The sequence below is a fragment of the Sphingomonas sp. GW821-FHT10C01 genome, assembly GCF_059415525.1.
Genome location: NZ_JBWKNK010000002.1, coordinates 207,457 through 228,575 on the forward strand (window position 1 = coordinate 207,457; position 21,119 = coordinate 228,575).

26 protein-coding genes are annotated in these 21,119 nt (G+C 65.7%); 10 read left to right on the forward strand and 16 right to left on the reverse strand.

Annotated features, from left to right (window positions below; translation table 11 throughout):
- Positions 1-3 precede the first annotated feature (3 nt).
- The 9 genes from cysS to AC07M1_RS13065 form a co-directional block, all read right to left on the reverse strand.
- Entirely contained in the window at positions 4-1,434 is a 1,431-nt protein-coding gene (gene cysS, locus AC07M1_RS13025) for a cysteine--tRNA ligase (protein WP_495163044.1), read from the reverse strand.
- Positions 1,435-1,493: 59 nt separating this feature from the next.
- The gene (locus AC07M1_RS13030; RefSeq protein ID WP_495163045.1) at positions 1,494-1,721 is read right to left on the reverse strand and encodes a hypothetical protein; all 228 of its coding nucleotides are present in this window, start codon (positions 1,719-1,721) and stop codon (positions 1,494-1,496) included.
- Between the two features lie 106 nt (positions 1,722-1,827).
- Entirely contained in the window at positions 1,828-2,634 is an 807-nt protein-coding gene (locus AC07M1_RS13035) for a TrmH family RNA methyltransferase (RefSeq protein ID WP_495163046.1), read from the reverse strand.
- Positions 2,631-2,903, reverse strand: a complete 273-nt coding sequence (locus tag AC07M1_RS13040; protein ID WP_495163047.1) for an HPr family phosphocarrier protein — start codon at positions 2,901-2,903, stop codon at positions 2,631-2,633. The genes AC07M1_RS13035 and AC07M1_RS13040 overlap by 4 nt, the downstream gene beginning before the upstream one ends.
- The gene (locus tag AC07M1_RS13045; RefSeq protein WP_495163048.1) at positions 2,900-3,307 is read right to left on the reverse strand and encodes a PTS sugar transporter subunit IIA; all 408 of its coding nucleotides are present in this window, start codon (positions 3,305-3,307) and stop codon (positions 2,900-2,902) included. The genes AC07M1_RS13040 and AC07M1_RS13045 overlap by 4 nt, the downstream gene beginning before the upstream one ends.
- 22 nt (positions 3,308-3,329) lie before the next feature.
- The gene (gene rapZ / locus AC07M1_RS13050; protein WP_495163049.1) at positions 3,330-4,250 is read right to left on the reverse strand and encodes an RNase adapter RapZ; all 921 of its coding nucleotides are present in this window, start codon (positions 4,248-4,250) and stop codon (positions 3,330-3,332) included.
- A complete protein-coding gene (locus AC07M1_RS13055; RefSeq protein ID WP_495163050.1) occupies positions 4,247-4,687 on the reverse strand; it encodes an HPr kinase/phosphorylase in 441 nt (146 codons plus the stop codon). The genes rapZ and AC07M1_RS13055 overlap by 4 nt, the downstream gene beginning before the upstream one ends.
- A 14-nt stretch (positions 4,688-4,701) precedes the next feature.
- Complete coding sequence (locus tag AC07M1_RS13060; RefSeq protein WP_495163051.1) at positions 4,702-6,291, reverse strand: stimulus-sensing domain-containing protein; 1,590 nt, start codon at positions 6,289-6,291, stop codon at positions 4,702-4,704.
- Positions 6,260-6,970, reverse strand: a complete 711-nt coding sequence (locus AC07M1_RS13065; protein ID WP_495163052.1) for a response regulator — start codon at positions 6,968-6,970, stop codon at positions 6,260-6,262. The genes AC07M1_RS13060 and AC07M1_RS13065 overlap by 32 nt, the downstream gene beginning before the upstream one ends.
- Before the next feature lie 251 nt (positions 6,971-7,221).
- Between AC07M1_RS13065 and AC07M1_RS13070 the strand changes: the two genes are divergently transcribed.
- Positions 7,222-8,856: a phosphoenolpyruvate carboxykinase gene (locus AC07M1_RS13070; protein ID WP_495163053.1), complete on the forward strand. Its 1,635-nt coding sequence runs from the start codon at positions 7,222-7,224 to the stop codon at positions 8,854-8,856.
- A 43-nt stretch (positions 8,857-8,899) separates the two neighbouring features.
- Positions 8,900-9,343: a hypothetical protein gene (locus tag AC07M1_RS13075; RefSeq protein ID WP_495163054.1), complete on the forward strand. Its 444-nt coding sequence runs from the start codon at positions 8,900-8,902 to the stop codon at positions 9,341-9,343.
- Between the two features lie 3 nt (positions 9,344-9,346).
- Here the strand turns inward: AC07M1_RS13075 and AC07M1_RS13080 are convergent, their stop codons facing one another.
- The gene (locus AC07M1_RS13080) at positions 9,347-9,736 is read right to left on the reverse strand and encodes a DUF3597 domain-containing protein (protein ID WP_495163055.1); all 390 of its coding nucleotides are present in this window, start codon (positions 9,734-9,736) and stop codon (positions 9,347-9,349) included.
- 200 nt (positions 9,737-9,936) lie between these two features.
- Here AC07M1_RS13080 and AC07M1_RS13085 point away from each other — a divergent pair, with 200 nt between their 5' ends.
- The 6 genes from AC07M1_RS13085 (at position 9,937) to AC07M1_RS13110 (ending at position 14,213) form a co-directional block, all read left to right on the forward strand.
- The gene (locus AC07M1_RS13085; RefSeq protein ID WP_495163056.1) at positions 9,937-10,296 is read left to right on the forward strand and encodes a hypothetical protein; all 360 of its coding nucleotides are present in this window, start codon (positions 9,937-9,939) and stop codon (positions 10,294-10,296) included.
- Between the two features lie 124 nt (positions 10,297-10,420).
- Complete coding sequence (locus tag AC07M1_RS13090) at positions 10,421-11,218, forward strand: chromate resistance protein ChrB domain-containing protein (protein WP_495163057.1); 798 nt, start codon at positions 10,421-10,423, stop codon at positions 11,216-11,218.
- Positions 11,215-12,573 carry a chromate efflux transporter gene (gene chrA, locus AC07M1_RS13095; protein WP_495163058.1) on the forward strand — a complete coding sequence of 453 codons (1,359 nt, stop codon included), beginning with the start codon at positions 11,215-11,217 and terminating at the stop codon, positions 12,571-12,573. Before AC07M1_RS13090 ends, chrA begins: the two co-directional genes overlap by 4 nt.
- Positions 12,574-12,697: 124 nt before the next feature.
- Positions 12,698-13,069, forward strand: coding sequence for an ArsR/SmtB family transcription factor (locus AC07M1_RS13100; RefSeq protein ID WP_495163059.1), 372 nt, complete (start codon positions 12,698-12,700; stop codon positions 13,067-13,069).
- On the forward strand, positions 13,066-13,554 hold the full coding sequence (locus AC07M1_RS13105) for an SRPBCC family protein (protein ID WP_495163060.1): 489 nt from the start codon (positions 13,066-13,068) through the stop codon (positions 13,552-13,554). The genes AC07M1_RS13100 and AC07M1_RS13105 overlap by 4 nt, the downstream gene beginning before the upstream one ends.
- A gap of 23 nt (positions 13,555-13,577) precedes the next feature.
- Complete coding sequence (locus AC07M1_RS13110; protein ID WP_495163061.1) at positions 13,578-14,213, forward strand: DUF998 domain-containing protein; 636 nt, start codon at positions 13,578-13,580, stop codon at positions 14,211-14,213.
- On the opposite strand, the gene AC07M1_RS13115 is transcribed toward AC07M1_RS13110, so the two are convergent.
- From AC07M1_RS13115 to AC07M1_RS13140, 6 genes are all read right to left on the reverse strand, one after another.
- A complete protein-coding gene (locus AC07M1_RS13115) occupies positions 14,210-14,530 on the reverse strand; it encodes a hypothetical protein (protein ID WP_495163062.1) in 321 nt (106 codons plus the stop codon). The two genes, AC07M1_RS13110 and AC07M1_RS13115, sit on opposite strands and share 4 nt — an antisense overlap.
- On the reverse strand, positions 14,527-16,347 hold the full coding sequence (locus tag AC07M1_RS13120; RefSeq protein ID WP_495163063.1) for a DUF885 domain-containing protein: 1,821 nt from the start codon (positions 16,345-16,347) through the stop codon (positions 14,527-14,529). The genes AC07M1_RS13115 and AC07M1_RS13120 overlap by 4 nt, the downstream gene beginning before the upstream one ends.
- A gap of 83 nt (positions 16,348-16,430) precedes the next feature.
- Positions 16,431-17,063, reverse strand: coding sequence for a type B chloramphenicol O-acetyltransferase (gene catB / locus AC07M1_RS13125; RefSeq protein WP_495163064.1), 633 nt, complete (start codon positions 17,061-17,063; stop codon positions 16,431-16,433).
- 205 nt (positions 17,064-17,268) lie between these two features.
- Entirely contained in the window at positions 17,269-18,327 is a 1,059-nt protein-coding gene (locus tag AC07M1_RS13130; RefSeq protein ID WP_495163065.1) for a class I SAM-dependent methyltransferase, read from the reverse strand.
- 84 nt (positions 18,328-18,411) lie between these two features.
- On the reverse strand, positions 18,412-18,876 hold the full coding sequence (locus tag AC07M1_RS13135; RefSeq protein ID WP_495163066.1) for an NfeD family protein: 465 nt from the start codon (positions 18,874-18,876) through the stop codon (positions 18,412-18,414).
- Positions 18,873-19,862: an SPFH domain-containing protein gene (locus tag AC07M1_RS13140; RefSeq protein ID WP_495163067.1), complete on the reverse strand. Its 990-nt coding sequence runs from the start codon at positions 19,860-19,862 to the stop codon at positions 18,873-18,875. The genes AC07M1_RS13135 and AC07M1_RS13140 overlap by 4 nt, the downstream gene beginning before the upstream one ends.
- Before the next feature lie 64 nt (positions 19,863-19,926).
- On the opposite strand from AC07M1_RS13140, the gene AC07M1_RS13145 reads away from it, so the two are divergent.
- On the forward strand, positions 19,927-20,739 hold the full coding sequence (locus AC07M1_RS13145; RefSeq protein ID WP_495163068.1) for an HpcH/HpaI aldolase/citrate lyase family protein: 813 nt from the start codon (positions 19,927-19,929) through the stop codon (positions 20,737-20,739).
- Complete coding sequence (locus tag AC07M1_RS13150; protein WP_495163069.1) at positions 20,736-21,089, forward strand: low molecular weight protein tyrosine phosphatase family protein; 354 nt, start codon at positions 20,736-20,738, stop codon at positions 21,087-21,089. Before AC07M1_RS13145 ends, AC07M1_RS13150 begins: the two co-directional genes overlap by 4 nt.
- Positions 21,090-21,119 lie beyond the last annotated feature (30 nt).

Sequence of the window (21,119 nt, forward strand, 5' to 3'; positions counted from 1 at the left end):
TGTCTAGAGTTCGACCTTCCAGTCCCAGCCGATCGGATCGCCGTCCATCACTTCGACTCCTGCGCCCAGCAATTCGTCGCGGATCGCGTCGGAACGGGCGAAATCCTTCGCCGCGCGGGCTTCCTTCCGCTGGGCGAGGCGGGCTTCGATCTCGGCCTCGGTCACGAGTGCATCGGCGGGGCGAACGCGCAGGTCGGCGCGGCTGAGATCGAGCAAGTTGAGGCCGAGCGCGGTGTCGAACTGAGTGAGCGTCATCAGCCGTGCTTCCTGGCCGAGTTGCTTGTCGGCGAGCAGTTCCTCCAGCACCGGTAGCGCCTTGGGCGTGTTGAGGTCGTCCGACATCGCCGCGTCGAGCCGCTCGAGATAGCTAGCGGCATTGCCGCCGCCGTTGCCCTCGGTCGCGCGGAATTTCTCGGCGGCAAGGACAAGGCGGCGCAGACGGACGAGCGCAGCCATCAGATTCTCGCCGCTGAACTCGAGCTCGCTGCGGTAGTGCGCCGACAGGCACATCAGGCGATAGGCGAGGGGGTGCACGCCCTTCGCCACCAGCGCGTCGAGCGTGGCGATGCCGCCCTTCGACTTCGACATCTTCCCACCGCGGTCGACGAGGAAGTTGTTATGCATCCACACGCGCGCACCGCTGTCGCCGCAGCGGCAATGCGCCTGGTTCTGCGCGATTTCGTTGACGTGGTGGATCTCGCGATGGTCGATGCCGCCGGTGTGGATGTCGAACGGCAGTCCGAGCAGCTCGGCGCTCATCACCGAGCATTCGAGATGCCAGCCCGGCGCGCCACGGCCCCAGGGTGAATCCCACTCCATCTGGCGCGTCTCGCCCGGCGGGGTGGTGCGCCAGATCGCGAAGTCCTGTGGGTGGCGTTTGCCCTCGACGCTCTCGATCCGGCCCTCGCCGGCATCGTCCTGCCCGCCGGAGAGCTTGCCGTAGTCGGGCACGGTGCTGCTGTCGAAATAGAGGCCGCTATCGAGCTGGTAGCAATTCGCGTCGGCGAAGCCCTTCGCGAACTCGATCATCTTCTCCACATAGTCCGTGGCCAGCGGCATGTGATCGGGGGTGCGGATGTTGAGATCGCGCAGGTTGCGGCGGAACACATCGGCATAATGGCGCGAAATGTCCCACGCGCTCATGCCGCGCTTCTTCGCAGCCGCTTCCATCTTGTCCTCGCCCTCATCGGCGTCGGAGGTCAGATGGCCCACATCGGTGATGTTGAGGACGTGCGTGAGTGGATAGCCCTTCCAGCGCAGCACGCGGGAGAGGGTATCGGTGAAGACATAGGCGCGCAGATTGCCGAGATGAGGATCGCTATAGACCGTCGGTCCGCACGAATAGACGCGCGCGCCCTTGGCGGTATCGATCGGCGCGAACGGCTCGATCGAACGGGTCAGCGAATTGTAAAGGGTGAGGGTGGCGCCAGTCATAGGGGCGCCATAGCGCGGTGGCGGCGGCGGTCAAACTCGCGCGCCCGATCGCCGCGCGTTCAGGCGGCGAGCGAGTCGGGCTTGGAGCTGGTGTGGAACACGCCCGCACCGAATGTGCCGCCATTGTTGATCGGCAGCGCGGTGGCGCAAAAGGCGCATTCGGCGGTCATGCGCCCGACGGTCCAGTGTGACTGGCCGCAGCCTGGGCAGTGGTTGCGTTCACCCGGATGGAAGGCGATCCGGTACCCGCTCTGGGCGGTGGTGAAGGCGTCGGTGTCGTAGTACATCGGTTCGTCTCCAGATTCGTACGGTTGGACGCGCAGAATCGGGATTTGTTCCAAGCGCGTTCCGAATTGGGACCGCGCCTGTTGCAAAACTGCAACAATCGAGAAGTCAGGCGAGCGGCCGAATCCGGTCGAGAACGGTGTAGGCCATCACCGCGGTCGCGACCGCCGCGTTGAGGCTGTCGGCTTTGCCCAGCATCGGAATCTTGACCCGAATGTCGCAGGCCTCCGCATAGGCGGTGGGCAGCCCCTGAGCCTCGTTCCCGGTGAGCAAGAATACCGGCGCAGCGAAATCGGGCGCGCGGTAATCGACCGCGCCTTCGAGCGCGAGGCCGACCAATTGTCCCGGTCCGGCACGCAGCCAGGCGTGGAATTCGTCCCATGGCGCGCGCGCGATGGGAATCGTGAACAGCGCGCCCATGCTTGCGCGAACCGCCTCGACGCTGAATGGATCGACGCAGTCATCGACGAGGATCAGCCCGCCCGCGCCGACCGCGTCAGCCGTGCGCAAGATCGTGCCGAGATTGCCGGGATCGCGCAGCCGCTCGGCGACCAGCCAGATCGGCGCGCTGTTGCGGTCGAGCCGGGTGAGATCGGTGGGAAGTTCGCGGTAGACGCCGACGACAGCGCCTGGATTGTCCTTGCCCGAAAGCTTGGAGAGGATGTCGCTGTCGGTGGCGATCACCTCACCGCCGGCGGCCTCGGTCGCGCTAATCAGCTCGGCGGCGAGCTTGTGGGTATCATGCCCCTTGGCGAAGAAGAGATAGTCGGGAAGGTGTCCCGCCTCGCGCGCTTCGGTCAGGATGCGCAGTCCTTCGGCCAGGAACAGGCCCTCGTCGCGGCGGTGCTTCTTGTCGCGCAGCGAGCGGACCCGCTTGACCAGCGAGTTGGAGAAGGCGGTAATCTCGCGCATCAATCCTCGCCGAAGCGGTCCTCGACCAGTCCGACCAGCTTGAGCACCGCATCCTCGGCGCCGTCGCCGGCGGCGCTGATCGTGATCGTGTCGCCCATCGCGGCGCCGAGCATCATCAGCCCCATGATCGAGGTGCCGGTGACCGAATTGCCGTCCTTCTCCACCGTCAGTTCGACCACCTGCGAAGAGGCGAGGGTGACGAACTTGGCGCTGGCACGGGCATGCAACCCGCGGCGATTGCCGATCAGGACGGTCCGGCTGACGCGGCTCAAGCGGCAGCCTCCCCGAGCACTTCGGATGCGACGGTGATGTATTTGCGCCCCGCCTCGCGCGCGGCGGCGACGGCTTCGGTGACCTTCATGGTCTTGCGCGCGCCGCCAAGGCGAATCAGCATCGGCAGGTTGATCCCGGCGATCACCTCGACCCGGCCCGCTTCCATCAGCGAGATGGCGAGGTTGGACGGCGTGCCGCCGAACAGATCGGTCAGCACGATGACCCCACGGCCCCCATCGACTTCGGCGATGGCCGTGGCGATGTCGGACCGGCGGCCCTCCATATCGTCCTCGGGGCCGATCGAAATGGTGGCGATTCGCTCCTGCTTCCCCACCACATGCTCCATCGCGACGACGAACTCCTCCGCGAGCCGCCCATGCGTCACGAGTACCAGACCGATCATTTCTATGCTTGTCCCATGCGGTTCATCTTGCCACCGGCGGGCCTTCTAACGAGTCCTGCGGCGCGGTCTGCAAGTCACGATGCGTCACCGTGGGCGAAAATCCCGCTTCGTGCAACCGGGCAGAGACCCGTTCCGCGACATGAACCGACCGGTGCCGTCCGCCGGTGCAGCCAAATGCGATGGTAACATAGGATTTTCCCTCGGCGCGATAGCGCGGAAGCAGCTGTTCGATCAGCCCTTCGATTCGCTCCAATGCTTCATCATAGGCGGGGTCGCCCGCAACATAATCCGCGACGTTGCGATCCTTGCCGGTGCCCGGACGCAGCGAATCGACCCAGTGAGGGTTACGCAGGAAGCGCATGTCGAAAACCAGATCGGCATTGCCGGGAATGCCGCGTGCGAAGCCGAACGACATCACCGACAGGGTCGGCTTGCCCTGACCCTCGCCCGAAAAGGTGGCACGGATCTTCTGCGCCAGTTCATTGCCCGACATGTTGCTGGTGTCGATCAGCCGGTTGGCCCAGCGGCGCAGCGGTTCGAGCAGTTCGCGCTCACGCGCGATTCCTTGGCCGGCGGGGCGGTCCTGTGCGAGCGGATGACGCCGGCGCGTTTCGTTGTAGCGGCGTTCAAGCTCCGCCCCGGCGCAGTCGAGGAACAACGTACCGACGTCATAGTCACGTTCGTCACGCAGCTTCTTGATCCGGCGGACCACGCTGTCGGCGTCGAAGCCGCGGGTGCGCGTCCCGATGCCAAGCGCGAGCGGGCGATCGTCACCATCGGTGCCCTCAGCCGGTTCGGTGTCGAGCAGGCGGTTGAGCAGGAGGAGAGGAAGGTTGTCGACGACCTCCCAGCCCAAATCCTCAAGCGTGCGGAGCACGGTCGACTTGCCAGCGCCGGACATGCCGGTGACGAGCAGGATCTGCTTGGCCTTGCGCTTGCTCATTGCGCGAGTGTCCAGCCGATGTGCTTGAGTGCCAGTTCGACCTTGATCGGCGCCGATGGCTCAAGCGCGGCGAGCGCGACCTCGGGAATGTCGATGCCGGCGATTCGCCGCTTCTTCGGTTCCTCCGGCATCCGCGGCGGAGCGTCCAGAATCGTCACCAGCAATGCGATCGGTGCCCGGTCCTGATGCGGGATATCGATCACGCCGATTCCGCGTACCTCGATCTTGCCGACGATGTTGGCCGGGGCGGTGCCGTGCAACGTGCCGTTCGCGCGCGTGCAGATCGTATAGTCGTCCGATATCAGCATCGCGCCGCGATCGATCAGCCGCAGGGCCAAGTCCGACTTGCCCTCGCCCGAACGCCCTTCGATCAGCACCGCGCGCCCGTTGATCGCGACGCAGGATGCATGGAGGGTTTCGGAGGAGATGACGGCCATGCGCTTCTTTCCGGTTAGTTTGGCTGTACCAGCGGCAGGCGAACGACGAAGCGCGCGCCGCGCACCCGGTCCTCCCGCGATTCGACCCCGATCATACCGTCATGGCCTTCAACGATGGTGCGTGCGATGGCAAGCCCCAGCCCCGAATGCTGGCCGAATGCCTCGCCGTCCGGGCGCACCGAATGGAAGCGGCGGAACACGGCCTCGCGCGCCTCTTCGGGGACGCCCGGACCTTCGTCCTCTACGCGCACCTCGAGCATGTCGCCGAGCAAGGTCACGGAAAGGCTGACGAGGCCCTGTTCGGGGGAGAAGGAGATCGCATTGTCGATGAGATTCTCGAACACCCGCTCCAACCGCGCGCCTTCACCCATTACCTTCGGCACGGATGTCAACGGATGGTCGAGCTGCAGGCGTACGCCGCGCGCCACGCCACGGTCGGCGCGCTGGTCGATCAGCCCTCGGAGCATCGCGGCAATATCGATCGGCTCGAACTTGGCGCGACTGAGCTGTGCGTCGAGCCGTGAGGCTTCGGAGATGTCGCTGATGAGCCGGTCGAGCCGGTGGACGTCGTCGCGGACGATGGCGAGCAGGCGCTCTTGCAGCTCGGGATCACGGACATTGGCAAGGCCGTCGACCGCTGATCGCAGCGAGGCGAGCGGGTTCTTGAGTTCATGCGCCAGATCCGCCGCGAACGCCTCAGTGGCGTCAATCCGGGCGCGCAATGCCAGGCTCATGTCCGACAGCGAACGTGCGAGATGGCCGATCTCGTCGCGCCGTTCCGGCAGGCGCGGCACGATCACTTCGCGGGCGCGGCCCAGACGCACCCGCACGGCCGCGCGGGCAAGCCGGCGCAGCGGACGGACGATCGTGCGTGCAAGGAACAGCGAGAGGAACACGGAAAGGCCGATCGCCACCGCCAGCACGACGGCCAGCCGGAAGCGCTCGATGCGGACCCGCTGGGTGATCTCGCGTGCGTTGTCGGTGGTGAAGACCGCGCCCTCGGGGCCGTAAGGGGCAGCGGCGGTGAGTACCGGGGTGCGGTCTGGCGCACGCCACACGGTGGCGCTCGCCTCGCCCGTGCGCAGCGCGGTTGCCAGATCGGGCCAGTCCATGCCCTTATCCGGCGCTCGCTCACGGAATTGTGGCGCGCGGTCAGCGCCGGCGACGGTGTCGATCGCGGCATCGAGGAAGCGCGCTGCGCTCTGGCCCCAGGGATCCTTGTCCGGATCGCGAAGCACCACATTGTGGAGGCCCATGGCGCGTGTATCGAGCGTCACATTGCCTTTGGGATCGTAGAGGCGGATGCGCAGTCCCGCCTCGGTCGCGACACGGAGGATCAGCGCGCTGCGGTCCTTGGGCGGGGTCATTGCCACCGCCTGTGCGATCAGCCGTGCCTCGCGCCCGGCCTGCTCGACCTCATCGTCGATGATCCTCGCGCGGAAGCTGTCGAGGTAGAAGAAGCCGCCCGCCAGCATCGCCAGCGCGAAAATGTTGACCGCAAGAATGCGCGGCGTGAGGCTGAGCCGGGCCGACCAGCGCAGCGAGAGATCGCGGTCCTCCCGATCCTCTCGCCTATTCGTCGGAGAATCGGTAGCCGGCGCCATAGAGCGTCTCGATGGCGTCGAACTCGGGATCGACCTGGCGGAACTTGCGACGGACGCGCTTGATGTGGCTGTCGATGGTGCGGTCATCGACATAGATGTCGTCCTGATACGCCGCGTCCATCAGCTGGTTGCGCGTCTTGACGATGCCCGGGCGCTGGGCGAGCGTTTCAAGGATCAGAAATTCGGTGACGGTAAGCGTCACATTGCCACCGCCCCACGTCACCTTGTGCCGCGCCGGGTCCATGGCCAGCCGACCACGCTCGATCACGGGCTGCGGTTGCTCAGTCGCATCGGCGTCGGCCGGCGCTGCCAGCGCCTCGGTCCGGCGCAGGATCGCGCGGATGCGGGCGATCAGCAGTCGCTGGCTGAACGGCTTGGCGATGTAATCGTCCGCGCCCATCGCGAGACCCAGCGCCTCGTCCAGTTCGTCATCCTTGCTGGTCAGGAAGATCACCGGGGTGGTCAGCTTCTCGCGCAGGCGGCGGAGCAGCTCCAGCCCGTCGAGGCGCGGCATCTTGATGTCGAGCACCGCGAGGTCGGGCGGGTTCTCAAGCAGCGCCTTCAGCGCGGTCTCGCCGTCCGAATAGACGCGCGTCACGAAGCCTTCGGCTTGCAGCGCGATCGAGACCGAGGTCAGGATGTTCCGGTCGTCGTCAACCAGTGCGATCGTTGCGGTCATGGCGGGTGGCGTAGCCCAACGCTTGCCGCCACTCAATCGCGGGATTGTAATGACGGGGCCGAAACGGTCACGGCGCTTGCCAACGTTGTCGGCGCTCAATGTGCTCCTGGTCAACGTTGTCGGGTGATTTGGGATGGTTAGCGCAGGCGATGACACCGGTTACTGGCATTGACCCCCCTTTTGGCTGCTGCCTATGCGCGACTCTGATTTCAGATGACACGATCTCTGGACCCCATGCAGGCCCGGAGACGATGAGGAGAACCATCGTGACTGACCGCACGCCGGCAATCGGCCTCGACGCACTGGGCGTCGGGGCGGGCGCTACCGTCCACTGGAACCTGCTGACCGCACCGCTGGTCGAGCATGCCGTACGTCGTGGCGAGGGCCGATTGGCCAAGGACGGCCCGCTGGTCGTCGCCACCGGCAAGCACACCGGGCGTAGCGCCAAGGACAAGTTCATTGTCCGCGATGCCGAGACCGAGAGCAATGTCTGGTGGGGCGACACCAACCGCGGCATGACGCCCGAGCATTTCGCGGCGTTGAAGGCCGATTTCCTCGCGCATCTCGGTACCAAGGACACGCTGTTCGCGCAGGACCTGTATGGTGGTTCGCAGCCCGAGCATCGCGTCAACGTCCGCGTCGTCAACGAATTCGCCTGGCACAGCCTGTTCATCCGCACGCTGCTGGTGCGGCCGGAGGCGGATGCGCTGCCCGGCTTCGAGGCCGAATACACGATCATCGACCTGCCGAGCTTCCGTGCTGATCCGGCCAAGCATGGCACGCGCAGCGAGACGGTGATCGCGGTCAATCTGACCGAGAAGCTGATCCTGATCGGCGGCACCGCCTATGCCGGCGAGATGAAGAAGAGCGTGTTCGGCCTGCTCAACTATCTGCTGCCGGTCGACGGCATCATGCCGATGCATTGTTCGGCGAATATCGGCCCGAACGGCGACACTGCGGTGTTCTTCGGCCTATCGGGTACCGGCAAGACCACGCTGTCGGCTGACGCCAGCCGTACGCTGATCGGCGACGACGAGCATGGCTGGTCGGATACCGCCGTCTTCAACTTCGAAGGCGGTTGCTACGCCAAGATGATCAACCTCTCGCCCGAGGCGGAACCGGAGATCTTCGCGACGACCAAGCGTTTCGGCACGGTGCTCGAGAATGTCGTGATGGACGTCGAGTCGCGCGAGCTCGACTTCAACGACAACAGCCTGGCCGAGAACAGCCGTGGTTCCTACCCGCTCGAGTTCATCCCGAACACGAGCGAGAAGAATCTGGGCCCGGTGCCCAAGAACATCATCTTCCTGACCGCGGACGCCTATGGCGTGCTGCCGCCGATCGCGAAGCTGACGCCCGATCAGGCGATGTTCCACTTCCTCTCGGGCTATACCGCGCGCGTCGCTGGGACCGAGATCGGCGTGACGGAGCCGACCGCGACCTTCTCGACCTGTTTCGGTGCGCCGTTCATGCCGCGCCATCCGTCGGTCTACGGCAATCTGCTCAAGGAGCGGATCGCCAAGGGCGGGGTCGATTGCTGGCTGGTCAACACTGGCTGGAGCGGCGGCAAGGCGACGATGCCGGGGATCAAGCGGATGCCGATCAAGGTGACGCGCGCGCTGCTCAACGCTGCGCTCGACGGTAGCCTCAAAGACGCCGAATTCCGCCAGGATCCCAATTTCGGCTTCATGGTTCCGGTCGCGGCAGGGGATGTCGACCCCAACATGCTCGATCCGCGCGCGGCCTGGGAGAACAAGGTCGACTATGACGCGACCGCAGGCAAGCTGGTCGACGAGTTCGTGGCGAATTTCGCCCAGTTCGCGGACCATGTGGACGAGGGAGTGCGGCAAGCGGCACCCCAAAGCCGAGCCACCGAAACCGCCTGAATTGCCCGGTCATCGATCGGGTACGCCAAGAGAGACCCGATCGATGACCGACCACCCAATCCGTTTCTTCACCAATGACGCCGCCATCGCCCATCTGGGCGAGGGGCTGGTCGCGTGCACGTTGGAGCGGGAGGAATGGACGCATGAGGCGCATCTCGCCGCGTGCCTCTATTTGCTCGCCAGGCGGCCCGATATCGATGTGGATGCGTCGATCGCCGGTCTTATCTCCCGCTTCAACGAGAGCGTTGGCGGAGTGAATGACGACCACAACGGCTATCATGACACGATCACCCGCGCCTATGTCGCGGGGGTGCGGCAGTTCTTGCGCGATGGTGCGTCAGGAGATCTGACGGCGGACGTCAACGCGCTGCTGGCGAGCGAAGCAGGCAGCCGCGACTGGCCGCTGCGCTTCTACAGCCGTGAACTGCTGTTCTCGGTAGAGGCGCGGCGCGGGTTCGTTCAGCCGGACCGCGCGCCGCTCCCCTGAGGATCAGTCGAGCATCGATGCCGGGACCTTGCCGCCATTCGCGGCGAGTTCCTGCATCACGCGCTTGTGCAGCCAGATGTTCATCTCCGCGCTGCCGTCGAGCGCGCCGGTATAGCCCAGCTCCTGCGCCAGTTCCTTGCGCTCGGCGAGACTCGACTCGAGGCCGACCAGCTTCATCAGGTCGACGATCGAGGTGCGCCAGTTGAGGCCGCGGCCGTCGCTGCCGTCCAGCTCGACCAACACCGCTTCGATATCCACTTCCTGCGGCTGTTCCGGCACCGGCTGAGGCGTCGGCTGTGCAGCGGCGAGTTCGGGCTGCGGCGCGGCTTCGGGTGCGGGTGCTGCCTTCGCCTTGCCGAAGATTGCGTCCTTGATCGATGAGAAAATGCCCATGGGTACCTCCTGCAGTGGCCGCGGGGAGTCGTGCGGCGGATCGCCCCGTCGCCATGCTGGCGATTTTCCGAGACAAGGCAATGACGCACGACCTGCGAAAAAGTGCCTTGGGCGCATTGGTTGCCCGTCTGCCGCTCGCACCGTCTTGCGGCCCGTGCTACGTTCTTGGCTCCCCAAGCGTAGCAATGAGGATCGGCAAAATGAGCATTCTCGACGGGATTCTGGGCCAGATCGGCGGAGACGCCACCGTGACCAACCTGGCGGCCAAGGTTGGGCTGTCGCCCGAACATGCCGAATCGGCGATCCAGGCGCTCGCCAAATATCACCCGATGGAAGGGGACACCGCCGAGGGCGCGGCTGCCGCGACCGGCCTGCCGGTGGCCAAGCTGCAGGAAATCATCGGCCAGATCGGCGGCGAAGGTTCGCTGGGCCAGTTCGCCAATCTGCTCCAGCAGGACGGCGGCGTGGGTGGCATCCTCGGCGCGCTCGACAAGGACGGCGACGGCAACCCGCTCAACGACCTGACCGGTATCGCCTCGGGCTTTTTCGGCAAGAAGTAAGGCTATCGCGCCGTCCGCTTGACAGCGGGCGGACGGCGCGGTCTCTTGTATGGCAATGGGGGCGGCGATCCCCCCATGAGGCGTCAGCCGAAGTGTCGCGTCCGCAACATTCGAAGGACGCACCATGCCTGCACCCGATCTGATCCCCGTTACGACGCTTGCCCGACTCCTCGGCGGGCCGGACTCGCCGCTTGTCATCGATGTCCGCGAGCCGCCCGGCACGCACCGGATTCCCGCCGCCATACGAAGACTGCCGACGGACAAGGACCAGCGCACCGTCATCGTGGACGAGGCGGGCGGTGCGCTCGCCCATGCCGCCGCGGCGCGCTTGCGATACGACGGATTCGCCGCCGAGGTGCTCGAAGGCGGGCAGGCAGCCTGGGCAGCGGCGGGGTTGCCGCTGGTGCCGGAGGCCGCGCTGGTCCGCGATGAGGACGATCGCACGCTCTGGGTCACGCGCAACCGACCCAAGGTCGATCGCATCGCCTGTCCCTGGCTGATCCGCCGCTTCGTCGATCCGCGCGCGGTGATTCTGTTCGTGCCCCCGGCCGAGGTCGCCGGGGTCGCGGCGAGCACGGGCGCCGCGCCGTTCGACATTGCGGGCGATGGCGTGCGCTGGACGCATCGGGACGATCTCTGCACCTTCGACGCGCTGCTGGACGGTCTGGGCCTTGCAGGTATCGCACCGCTCGCGCTGCTTGCTCCGATTGTGCGCGGGGCCGATACCGCGCGGTCGGAGCTTGCGCCCGAGGCGGCGGGGCTGCTTGCGCTCTCGCTCGGACTGTCACGGCTCCATGCCGACGATCATCGCCAGCTCGAAGCCGGGTTGGCCGTGTATGACGCGCTCTATCGCTGGGCGCGCGATGCGCGGGAGGAGAAGCACGACTGGACCTCGCACCAGCCGCGCGGGGTGAAAGCGTGAGGCCCGCACCGGTGTCGCTCGGCGAAGCGGCGAAAGTGTGGGCGCGGATCGCCGCGCTCTCCTTTGGTGGCCCGGCGGGGCAGATCGCGGTGATGCACCGCATCCTGGTCGATGAGAAGCGATGGATCGGCGAGCAGCGATTTCTCCACGCGCTCAACTTCTGCATGCTGCTGCCCGGACCCGAGGCGCAGCAGCTCGCCACCTATATCGGCTGGCTGCTCCACAAAAGGCTGGGCGGGCTGATCGCAGGCGTGCTGTTCATCCTTCCCGGCGCGCTGGCGATCATGGCGCTGAGCTGGATCTACGTCCTTTACGGCAACACGGGATTGATCGCTGGCCTGTTCCTTGGCCTGAAGGCGGCGGTACTCGCGATCGTGTTGCAGGCAGTGATCCGGATCGGAGGGCGGGCACTGCGCACGGTCGAGGCGAAGCTGCTCGCGGGTGCGGCCTTCGTGCTGATCTTCTTCCTGGGCGTGCCGTTCCCGCTGATCGTGCTCGGCGCCGGGTTGATCGGGTTCCTTGCGGGACGTGCGGGAAGTGCCGCTTTCAAGGGGGGCGGACATGGCGGTGGAAGCGGCGGCGTCGCGGATGCCGATACTTTGCTGGGCGAGGATCTGCCCAGTCATGCCCGACCGCGCTGGCAGGGCGTGTTGTTCGATATCGTCCTGTGGCTCGCCTTGTGGCTGGTGCCCATCGTCGCGCTGCTGGCGGTACTGGGTCCCGACCATGTGTTCAGCCAGATCGCGGTCTTCTTCGCCAAGATGGCGATGGTGACCTTTGGCGGCGCTTATGCGGTGCTCGCCTATGTCGCGCAGCAGGCGGTCGAGCACTACGGCTGGCTGCGTCCCGAGGAGATGCTCGACGGACTGGGCATGGCCGAGACGACACCCGGGCCGCTGATCATGGTGCTTCAGTTCGTCGGCTTCCTCGGTGCCTATCGTGATCCGGGTATGCTCGCGCCGCTCTGGGCGGGGACGCTAGGCGGGCTGCTCGCGACCTGGGTGACCTTTGCTCCATGCTTCCTGTGGATCTTCCTCGGCGCACCGTTCATCGAGCGGATGCGTGGCAATGCGGCGCTGGCAGGAGCACTGTCGGCGATCACCGCAGCGGTGGTGGGGGTGGTGCTCAATCTGGCGCTGTGGTTCGCGATCCATGCGGTGTTTCGTCAGGTCACGCCGGTGGGGGCTGGGCCGATCCAGTTCGACATGCCGGTACTGACGAGTATCGATCCGTGGACGGCAGCGTTGACGCTGGCTTCCATCGTGGCGGTATTCCGGTTCCGCATCGGCACCTTCACGGTGCTGGCTGCGGCGGCGGCGATCGGGGTTGCGCTGCGCTTCGCCGGGCTGGTCTGAAAAGCGATTGAAGGGGTGTGCCGGTGACGGCACGCCCCTTTTTTCTGGTTCAGATACTAAGGTGTTGCCCTAACTATTGTCCCGCGCTATCTGCCTCGCCTCACATGGTTGACGGAGTAGGTTGATGTTCCCGGCAATGGGGCAGGCTAATGCAGGCGCACCGCCACCGGCGATGATCGACGGCGTGTTTCGCGCGCTCGCCGATCCCAAGCGGCGGGATGTCCTTGAACGGCTCAATGCCGGGCCGGCATCGGTCAGCGATCTCGCCGCGCCCTATCGCATGGCGCTCCCCTCGTTCGTCGAGCATCTGAAGATGCTCGAGGGGGCGGGGCTGGTGCGCTCGCGGAAGGCCGGGCGGGTGCGAACCTATGAACTGGTGCCCGAACAATTGCTGGTCGTTGACGACTGGCTGCGCCGCCAGCGCACCATGTGGGAGGGCCGGCTCGACCGGCTCGACGCCTATCTGCTCGCAAAGAAGAAGGAGAGACCCGAATGACTTCCCCGCTCGTGAAGCCCGATCCCAAACTCGACCTGGTGCTGGAACGCGATATCGACGTGCCCGTCGAACTCGTCTGGGAAGCCTGGACCGACCCGGAGAGCATCAAGCAGTGGTTCGTGCCCAAGCCTTGGGTCATCACCGAATGTGAGGTCGATCTGCGTCCGGGCGGCGTGTTCCGTTCGCTGATGCGTTCCCCCGATGGACAGGAATTCCCTAATATCGGCTGCTATCTCGACATCGTCCCGCTGCAGCGGCTGATCTTTACCGACACGTTGCTGCCGGGCTTCCGCCCGTCGCCCAAGCCCTTCTTCACCGCCGGTCTCTATCTCGAGCCGAACGGTACCGGCGGCACGCGCTACACGGCGATGGCGATCCACGGCAATGAGGAGGCGCGCCAGACGCATGAGCAGATGGGCTTCCATGACGGCTGGGGCACCGTGGTCGACCAGATGGTCGCGCACATCAAGGCATCGCTCAACTAAGGCGCGGGAAGGGGAGGCAAGACATGGCGGATACCGATCTGGGGCGGTGGCTCCTGTTCGCGGGCGTGGCAGCGGGGCTGTTGTTTTTCATCGTTCCGACGATCGAGATCTTTCGCCGACCGGCCTTCGACATCGGGCGGCACGCGATCAGCATGCTGAGCCTGGGCGAGGGCGGCTGGAAGATGAAGACGGTGTTCGTCGTCTCCGGCCTTCTCACCTTCGCCTGCGCGGCGGGGATGTTCATGGCGCTGGGACGCGGCTGGGCGGGGTACGCCACGCTGCTGCTGATCGGGGCCTATGGCGTGGGGCTGGTGCTGGCAGGCATCTATGACGCGCCGGCGGGGATCGGTTTTCCGGCCGGCACGCCGCTGGATCATCAGCCGGACATGACCAGCCGCGCCGCGATCCTGCACAGCGTCGCGTTCATGGTGGCTTATGTTGGATTGATGCTCGCCTGCTTTGCGCTCGGCACGCATTTCCTGCTGACGGAGCAGCTGGTGCCCGGCGTCGGGTCGCTCATCGTCGGGTTGGCGCTTCCCGCGATAATCGCGATCGGCATGGCAAATCTGGTCCCGCCGGGGATCGCCTTCTACTGGGGCGGGATGCTCGGCTGGCTGTGGCTTGGCGCCACCGCGCTGCACCTCGCCAAGGCGGCCTAGCCGCCGAACAGGCTCCCGTCGGCCACGTCGCTATGTTCGACCCCGTACGGACGTTCGAGCAGGAAGCGGTCGTCCTCGGGATAGTAGCGCGCCACCGCGATATCCGCGCCAGCAAAGGCGCGGATATCGTCCAGCGACCGCCACCAGCTCATTGTCACGACTTCGCTGGTGCCATCGCCCAGATCGCGGAACAGCATCTGCCAGCCGAGATTGCCCGGTGTGGAGGTATAGTCGCTCCCCCCGGTTCCCGCGATATAGGCGCGATAGGCTTCGCGCTCGGCGGTGCGGATCACACCACGCCAGCGCCGCAGGATCATGCCCGTCGGCTCGCGATATGCCGGTCGATGACGCTTTCCAGCACCGTCAACGGCACGCTGCCACCCAGCACGACTGCGTCGTTGAACGCCTTGAAGTCGTAGCGCGGGCCGAGCGCCGTTTTCGCCTTGGTGCGCAGCGTGTTGATCTCGGTATGGCCGAGCTTGTAGCCGCACGCCTGGCCGGGCCATGAGCAATAACGATCGACCTCGCCTGAGACTTCCTCGACCGACGATCCGTTGGCGGTGGCGAACCACTCGATCGCCTGGCTCCGAGTCCAGCGCTTGGCGTGAAGGCCGGTGTCGACCACCAGGCGGCAGGCGCGGAAGGCGAGGCTCTGGAGATAGCCGAGCCGGCCGATCGGGTCCGCGTCATAGGCGCCCAGCTCGGCGCCGAGCTGTTCCGCATACAGCGCCCAGCCCTCGGTATAGGCGTTGAACGACAGCAGCGAGCGGACCAGCGGCAGCTTGAAGGTGTACTCACCCTGCCAGACATGGCCGGGAATGCCTTCGTGATAGGCGAGGGTTGGCAGGCTGAAGCGTGAGTGCAGCGCTGTGGTACGCAGGTTCAGCCACACTTTGCCCGGCACCGTGCCGTCGATCGACCCGGCGCCGCCATAGGCGCCGGGCGCGCCCGGCTCTTCGGCGAGCGGCAGGCGCTTCACCTCGACATTGCCCGGGACGAGCGTGTGGAAGGCGCGCGGCATGCGGCTGCGCATGTCCATGATCCGGTCGGTCATGAACTTGAGGATTTCCGCGCGCCCTGCATCATTGTCGGGGAAAAGGAAGCGCGGGTCCTTGCCGAGTGCGGTCATCCGCGCGCCGACCGTGCCCTTGGAATAGCCCTGCTTCTTCAGGATTACGTCCATCTCGGCCTGGAGCATCTTGAGCTCCTCCTGACCGGTCCGATGGACTTCGTCGGGCGTCATCGTCGTGGTGGTGCCGGCGCGCAGCGCCCAGGCGTAATAGGCCTCGCCGTCGGGGAACTTCCACACGCCCGCGTCCGACGTCGCCTTGGCGCGATGGCGCTTCAGTTCCTCGATTTGACGGTCGAGAGCCGGGGCGATTTTGCCCGCCGCGATTTTCGCCGCAGCCGCGGCCTGATCGCCGGTGACGGCGCGCTTGGTGGCAAAGCTCGTCACCAGCTCCCATTTTCCGGCATCGGTTCCACGGGTCAGCGCGATCTGGCGGAGGCATTTGTCGAGCAGGAAGTCGGGCGCGACGACGCCCTTGTCATAGGCGACCTTGAGCCGCTCGGTCTCGCCATCGAGCAGCCCGGCATATTGATCGAAGCGCGCCAGCCAGCTCGCCGCGTCCGCCGCATTCTCCACCTTGTGCTCGGTGTCGAGGAAACGCGGAATGTCGAGATAGCCGCCGACATTCTGCACCACGACATAGGGCGAATTGCGCCAGCCGCCGACCGCGACGTCGCCATAGGGGAAGGCCATCCCGTCCAGCCCGATCTCGAACGAAGTGCGGACGGAATCGACATTGGTGCGCATCACCGGGCTGAGCGACTTGGGGTCGAGCGCCTTCAATTCCGCGACACGCTTGCGCAGCCCCTCGGCCACCCGCGCCTTGCCCGCGAGGCTGCGATCCTCAAGCTTCGAGCGGAGATGCGCGCGCTCGCCCTTGTCGATGCCGAGCGATGTCGCGCCCTCCGGCCCGTTCTCCAGTAACTGCTCGGCCGCGGCGGACAGCAGGCCTTCAGCCGCCGCATCGCCCGGTGCTGCCGTCTGACCGCGCGCGAAGGCAGGAAGGGCGGGCATCGTTGCGAGGGTGGCGGTCGTGGCGAGGAACTGGCGACGGGTGGTGCGCATGGGATCTCCGGGAAACGGGAGGAAGTTTCGGCGGTTACCTTAGGGACCTCTCGTTGGCCGCGAAAGGTCCCCTTCGATCAACGTCAACCTTGGCGATAGCTCAGCCAGAACTTGTGCAACGCTTCGATGTCTCCGCTGGTCAGCAGCGGGATGGCCTCGCGCAGCCTGTCGTCGGGCCAGTCCCACCACGCCATGTCGAGCAGCAGGGCGATCCGCCGCTCATCGAACCGCTTGCGCAGCACCCGCGCGGGATTGCCGCCGACGATCGCATAGGGTTCGACATCGCGTGTCACCAGGGCGCGCGTGCCGATCACCGCGCCGTGGCCGATGCGGACGCCGGACATGACGATCGCTTCGGACCCGATCCACACATCGTGCCCGATGACCGTGTCGCCCGCGGGCAGATAGCCGTTGGCCGCCTCCGCGAAGTCGGGCGCATCGGGATAGAAATGGAACGGAAAGGTGCTGACCCATTCGTGTCGATGCCCCTGATTGCCTGCCATGATGAAGGCGGCGCCGGAGCCGATCGAGCAAAAGCTGCCGACGATCAGCTTGTCGGCATCGGGATCGGGCAGCAGGAAACGGGCGCAATCGTCGAAGCCGTGGCCGTGATAATAGCCCGAATAATAGCTGTAGCGCCCGACCAGGATATTGGGGTGCGTGACCTGACGGTCGAGGGGAATGCCCTTGAACGGGTTTTCGAAATAATTGGTCATAGGAGACTCGCTGAAATCGGCGCGCGTCGTGCGCAGGGCGCCGAAGAGATATGAGAATGCGAGCCGGGCGCGGGGCGTCCGGCTTCAGAGTTCCGCACGCGTCAGCGCGGGAACGCTTCAGATGGTTCGGTCAGCGAGCTTCATCTTGATGCATGCTATGCCGTGGCTGGCAGAAGCCGGCAAGCGCGTCGGTCACGCCGATCGCTCAGACGGCTTCGAGCACCATGTTGAACGGCCCTTCGGTGGCGCGCCGGACCTGATCGAACCCGGCTTCGCGAACGATCTGTGCGAGCCTGGCTTCTCCCGCCTGCGCGCCCAGTCCTTCGCCGACCTCCTGATCGAGCGAGGTCGGGACGCAGATCATCGTCGACGCATTGTAGTAGAGACGCCCGACCGGGTTGAAGTTCTGTTCCGGGCTGTCCCCGGCGATCGGCTCGACGATCATCCAGGTGCCGCCCGGCGTCAGGATGCTGCGCATATGCGCGGCGCACCCGCGCGGGTCACCCATGTCGTGCAGGCAATCATACATGGTGACGAGATCGAAGTCGCCGCCCGGCACTTCCTTCGCGGTGGCGACCTCGAAACGCACCCGGTCGCTCAGACCGTGCGCCTGCGCATGGCGGCGCGCTTCCTCGATCGACGGTGCGTGGAAGTCGTAGCCGGTGAACGCGCTTTCCGGATAGGCCTCCGCCATCAGCAGGGTGGAGAAGCCCACGCCGCATCCTACGTCCGCGACTTTCGCGCCGCTGCGCAATTTGGCCTCGACGCCGCGCAACGCAGGAATCCACGCCTGGACGATGTTGTTGACATAGCCGGGCCGGAAGAAGGCGCCGGTGGCACAGAACAGGCAGCCGGCATGATCGCCCCAGCGCACGCCGGTGCCGTGGCGGAAACATGCCTCGACCTTGGGCTCGGCCTCGATCATTGCGGCGATCAGCTCGAATGCGCCGGCAAGATAGACCGGGCTGTCCGGGTTCACAAAGATCATCGCCTGCTCGGGTGAGATGTCGAAGCGATCGGTTGCCGGATCGAAACCGATATAGCCGTTCGCCGCCTGTGCCAGCGCCCATTCACGGACATAGCGTTCGTGTAGTCCGCCCGTGCGCCCGGCGAGTTCGGCAGCGGTGGCAGGGCCCTGCGTCAGCGCCTCGAATAACCCCAGCCGCAGGCCGATGCGTACCGTCGGCACGGACATCGCCCCGCCCAGATCGCCCAGCATCTTGCCAATGAACGCGTGGAGTTTCGTTTCGTCGATCGGTGACATGCTGTGCCTCCATCAAATGAGGACGCGACTCTTCACCTGTCGCTGATCATAGCATGTCTTGTGCGTCACGACGACGGCCATTGGTCAGGCGGCGGGCGGCTCGATCGCCTTCACCGCCTCGACCACCACCACGCCACCACGCACACCCGCGATCCGCGCCTTGGCGCCAGCCGCAAGGTCCGGACCCTCGGCGGGCCATTCCCCGTCACCCACGCGAACACGGCCGGTGCCGCCATCGATCGCCTCGACCACCGTCACCGTCTGGCCGATCATCCGCGCCGCGCGGTTGTTGAGGTCGGGGTCGCTGCTCGGCACCGGGTTGGCGCCGTACCAGCGCTTACCCACCAGCACGAAGACGGTCGACCAGGCAGCGAAGCTGACCAGCTGACCCACCGGTCCCAGCTCGGGGAACAACAGGGCGAGAATGCCGGTGATCCCGGCGCCCATCGCGACGAAGGTCAGATAGACGCCGGGCAGCATCAGTTCCGCGATCGCCAGCACCGCGGCGAGGATCAGCCAGATGAAGCCGCCCTGTTCGCTCCAGTTCATTCGCCGTCCTTCTGAACGAACGGCGACTGGCGGACGCGCGCCGGCGGGGGGGTAGGGGCGGGCGGCGAAGCCTGATTGCCCAGCGCTTCCTTGGCCAGTTCGCCGATGCCGCCCAGCGTACCGATCAGCTGGGTCGCCTCGACCGGGAACAGGATCGTCTTGGCATTGGGCGAGGTCGCGAACTTGCCGACCGCTTCGACGTACTTCTGTGCGATGAAGTAGTTGAGCGCCTGGCCCGACCCGGCCTCGACCGCCTGGCTGACCAGCTCCGTCGCCTTGGCTTCCGCTTCGGCAGCGCGTTCGCGCGCTTCGGAGTCGCGGAATGCCGATTCCTTGCGGCCCTCCGCCTCGAGGATACGCGCCTGCTTCTGGCCCTCGGCGCGCAGGATCTCCGACGCGCGCGAGCCTTCGGCCTCGAGGATGTTGGCGCGCTTCTCACGCTCGGCCTTCATCTGGCGGCCCATCGCGTTGACGATGTCGGCGGGCGGGCGGATGTCCTTGATCTCGACGCGGGTGATCTTGACGCCCCACGGCGTGGTCGCATGGTCGACCACTGACAGCAGCCGCGCGTTGATCTCGTCGCGCTTCGACAGCGTCTCGTCGAGGTCCATCGATCCCATCACGGTGCGCAGATTGGTGGTGGTTAGCTGGAGGAGCGCGACATACAGGTCCGACACCTCATAGGCTGCCTTGGCCGCGTCGAGTACCTGGAAGAACACGACGCCGTCTGTCGAGATCATGGCGTTGTCCTTGGTGATGATCTCCTGTCCCGGAATATCGATCACCTGCTCCATCATGTTCACGCGGCGGCCGACCCGATAGAAAAAGGCCGGGTAGAGGTTGAACCCCGGCTTCGCGACCGCGGTGAAGCGGCCGAAATGTTCGATCGTATATTCATAGCCTTGTCGAACGATCTTGATGCTCGAGAAGAGGTAGAGCAGCACCAGCAGCATGCCGATGAAGAAGGCGCCTACGGTCAGTTCCATCGTGACTCCCCAAGAAATCTTGCCGGGCCTCGCAAAGCCAGCGTGATGCTAGCATAGAGCGGTCATGAGCACAGTCCATTACATCGCCCCGCGCACTGCGCTGTTCCTGCCCGCATCGAACCCGCGCGCGATCGAGAAGGCGCGGGGGCTGCCCGCCGACATGATCATTCTCGATCTGGAGGACGCGGTGAAGGCCGCGGACAAGGACACGGCACGTGAGGCCGCGAGAACGGTGGAGCGTTTCGGGGATCGTCTGTTCGGCATCCGGGTGAATGCCGAGGACAGCGCGCATTGGGCAAGGGATCTGGCGGCGGTCAAGGAATCGGCCGCGACGCATGTGATCGTGCCCAAGGTCGAGAAGCCCGAGACGGTCGCCCATGCCGCGCTCCATTCGGGTCGGCCGGTCCTGGCGATGATCGAGACCGCGGCGGGGGTGATGAATGTCGGCGCTATCGCCGGCACAAGCGGGCAGGGATTGGCTGGACTGATCGCGGGCACCAACGATCTCGCCGCATCGCTGAGGCTACCGCCCGCGGCGGGCCGCGCGCAAATGCAGGCCGCGTTGCAGTTGATCGTGCTGGCGGCGCGCGCGCGCGATATCTGGGCGCTCGACGGCGTGTTCAACAAGCTCGACGAATCGGATGGCCTTGCCGCCGAGGCTGCGGAAGGCCGGCTGCTGGGCTTCGACGGCAAGAGCCTGATCCACCCGAACCAGATCGACATCGCCCGCGCTGCGTTCGATCCGACCCCGGCCGAGCTGGACGACGCGCGCGCGCTGATCGCGGCGGCGGGCGGCGGCGCGGAACGCTACAAGGACCGGATGATCGAGGACATGCATGTCGAGCAGGCAAAGCTGCTGCTGGCACGGGGCGCGTGAAGCACTATCTGTTCGTCTGCAGTCAGAACCGGCTGCGAAGCCCGACTGCCGAGCAGATCTTCGCGAACCGTGCCGGAATCGAGGTCAGTTCGGCCGGCACAAATCATGATGCCGAGAATCCGCTCACGCCCGAACTGGTTGAATGGGCCCATACGATCTTCGTGATGGAGCGTGCGCATCGCAACAAGCTCCAGAAGCATTTTCAGCGTTATCTCAAGGATAAGCGCATCGTCTGTCTGGATATTCCGGACGATTATGAGTTCATGGATCCTGATCTCGTCAGGCTGCTCGAAGCGCGGCTGGCGCGCTACATGCCGGCGGCCCTCGATTCCCGGCAGACACCCCCCTAGCGCATAGCGGTAACCACGGTTACATGGGCC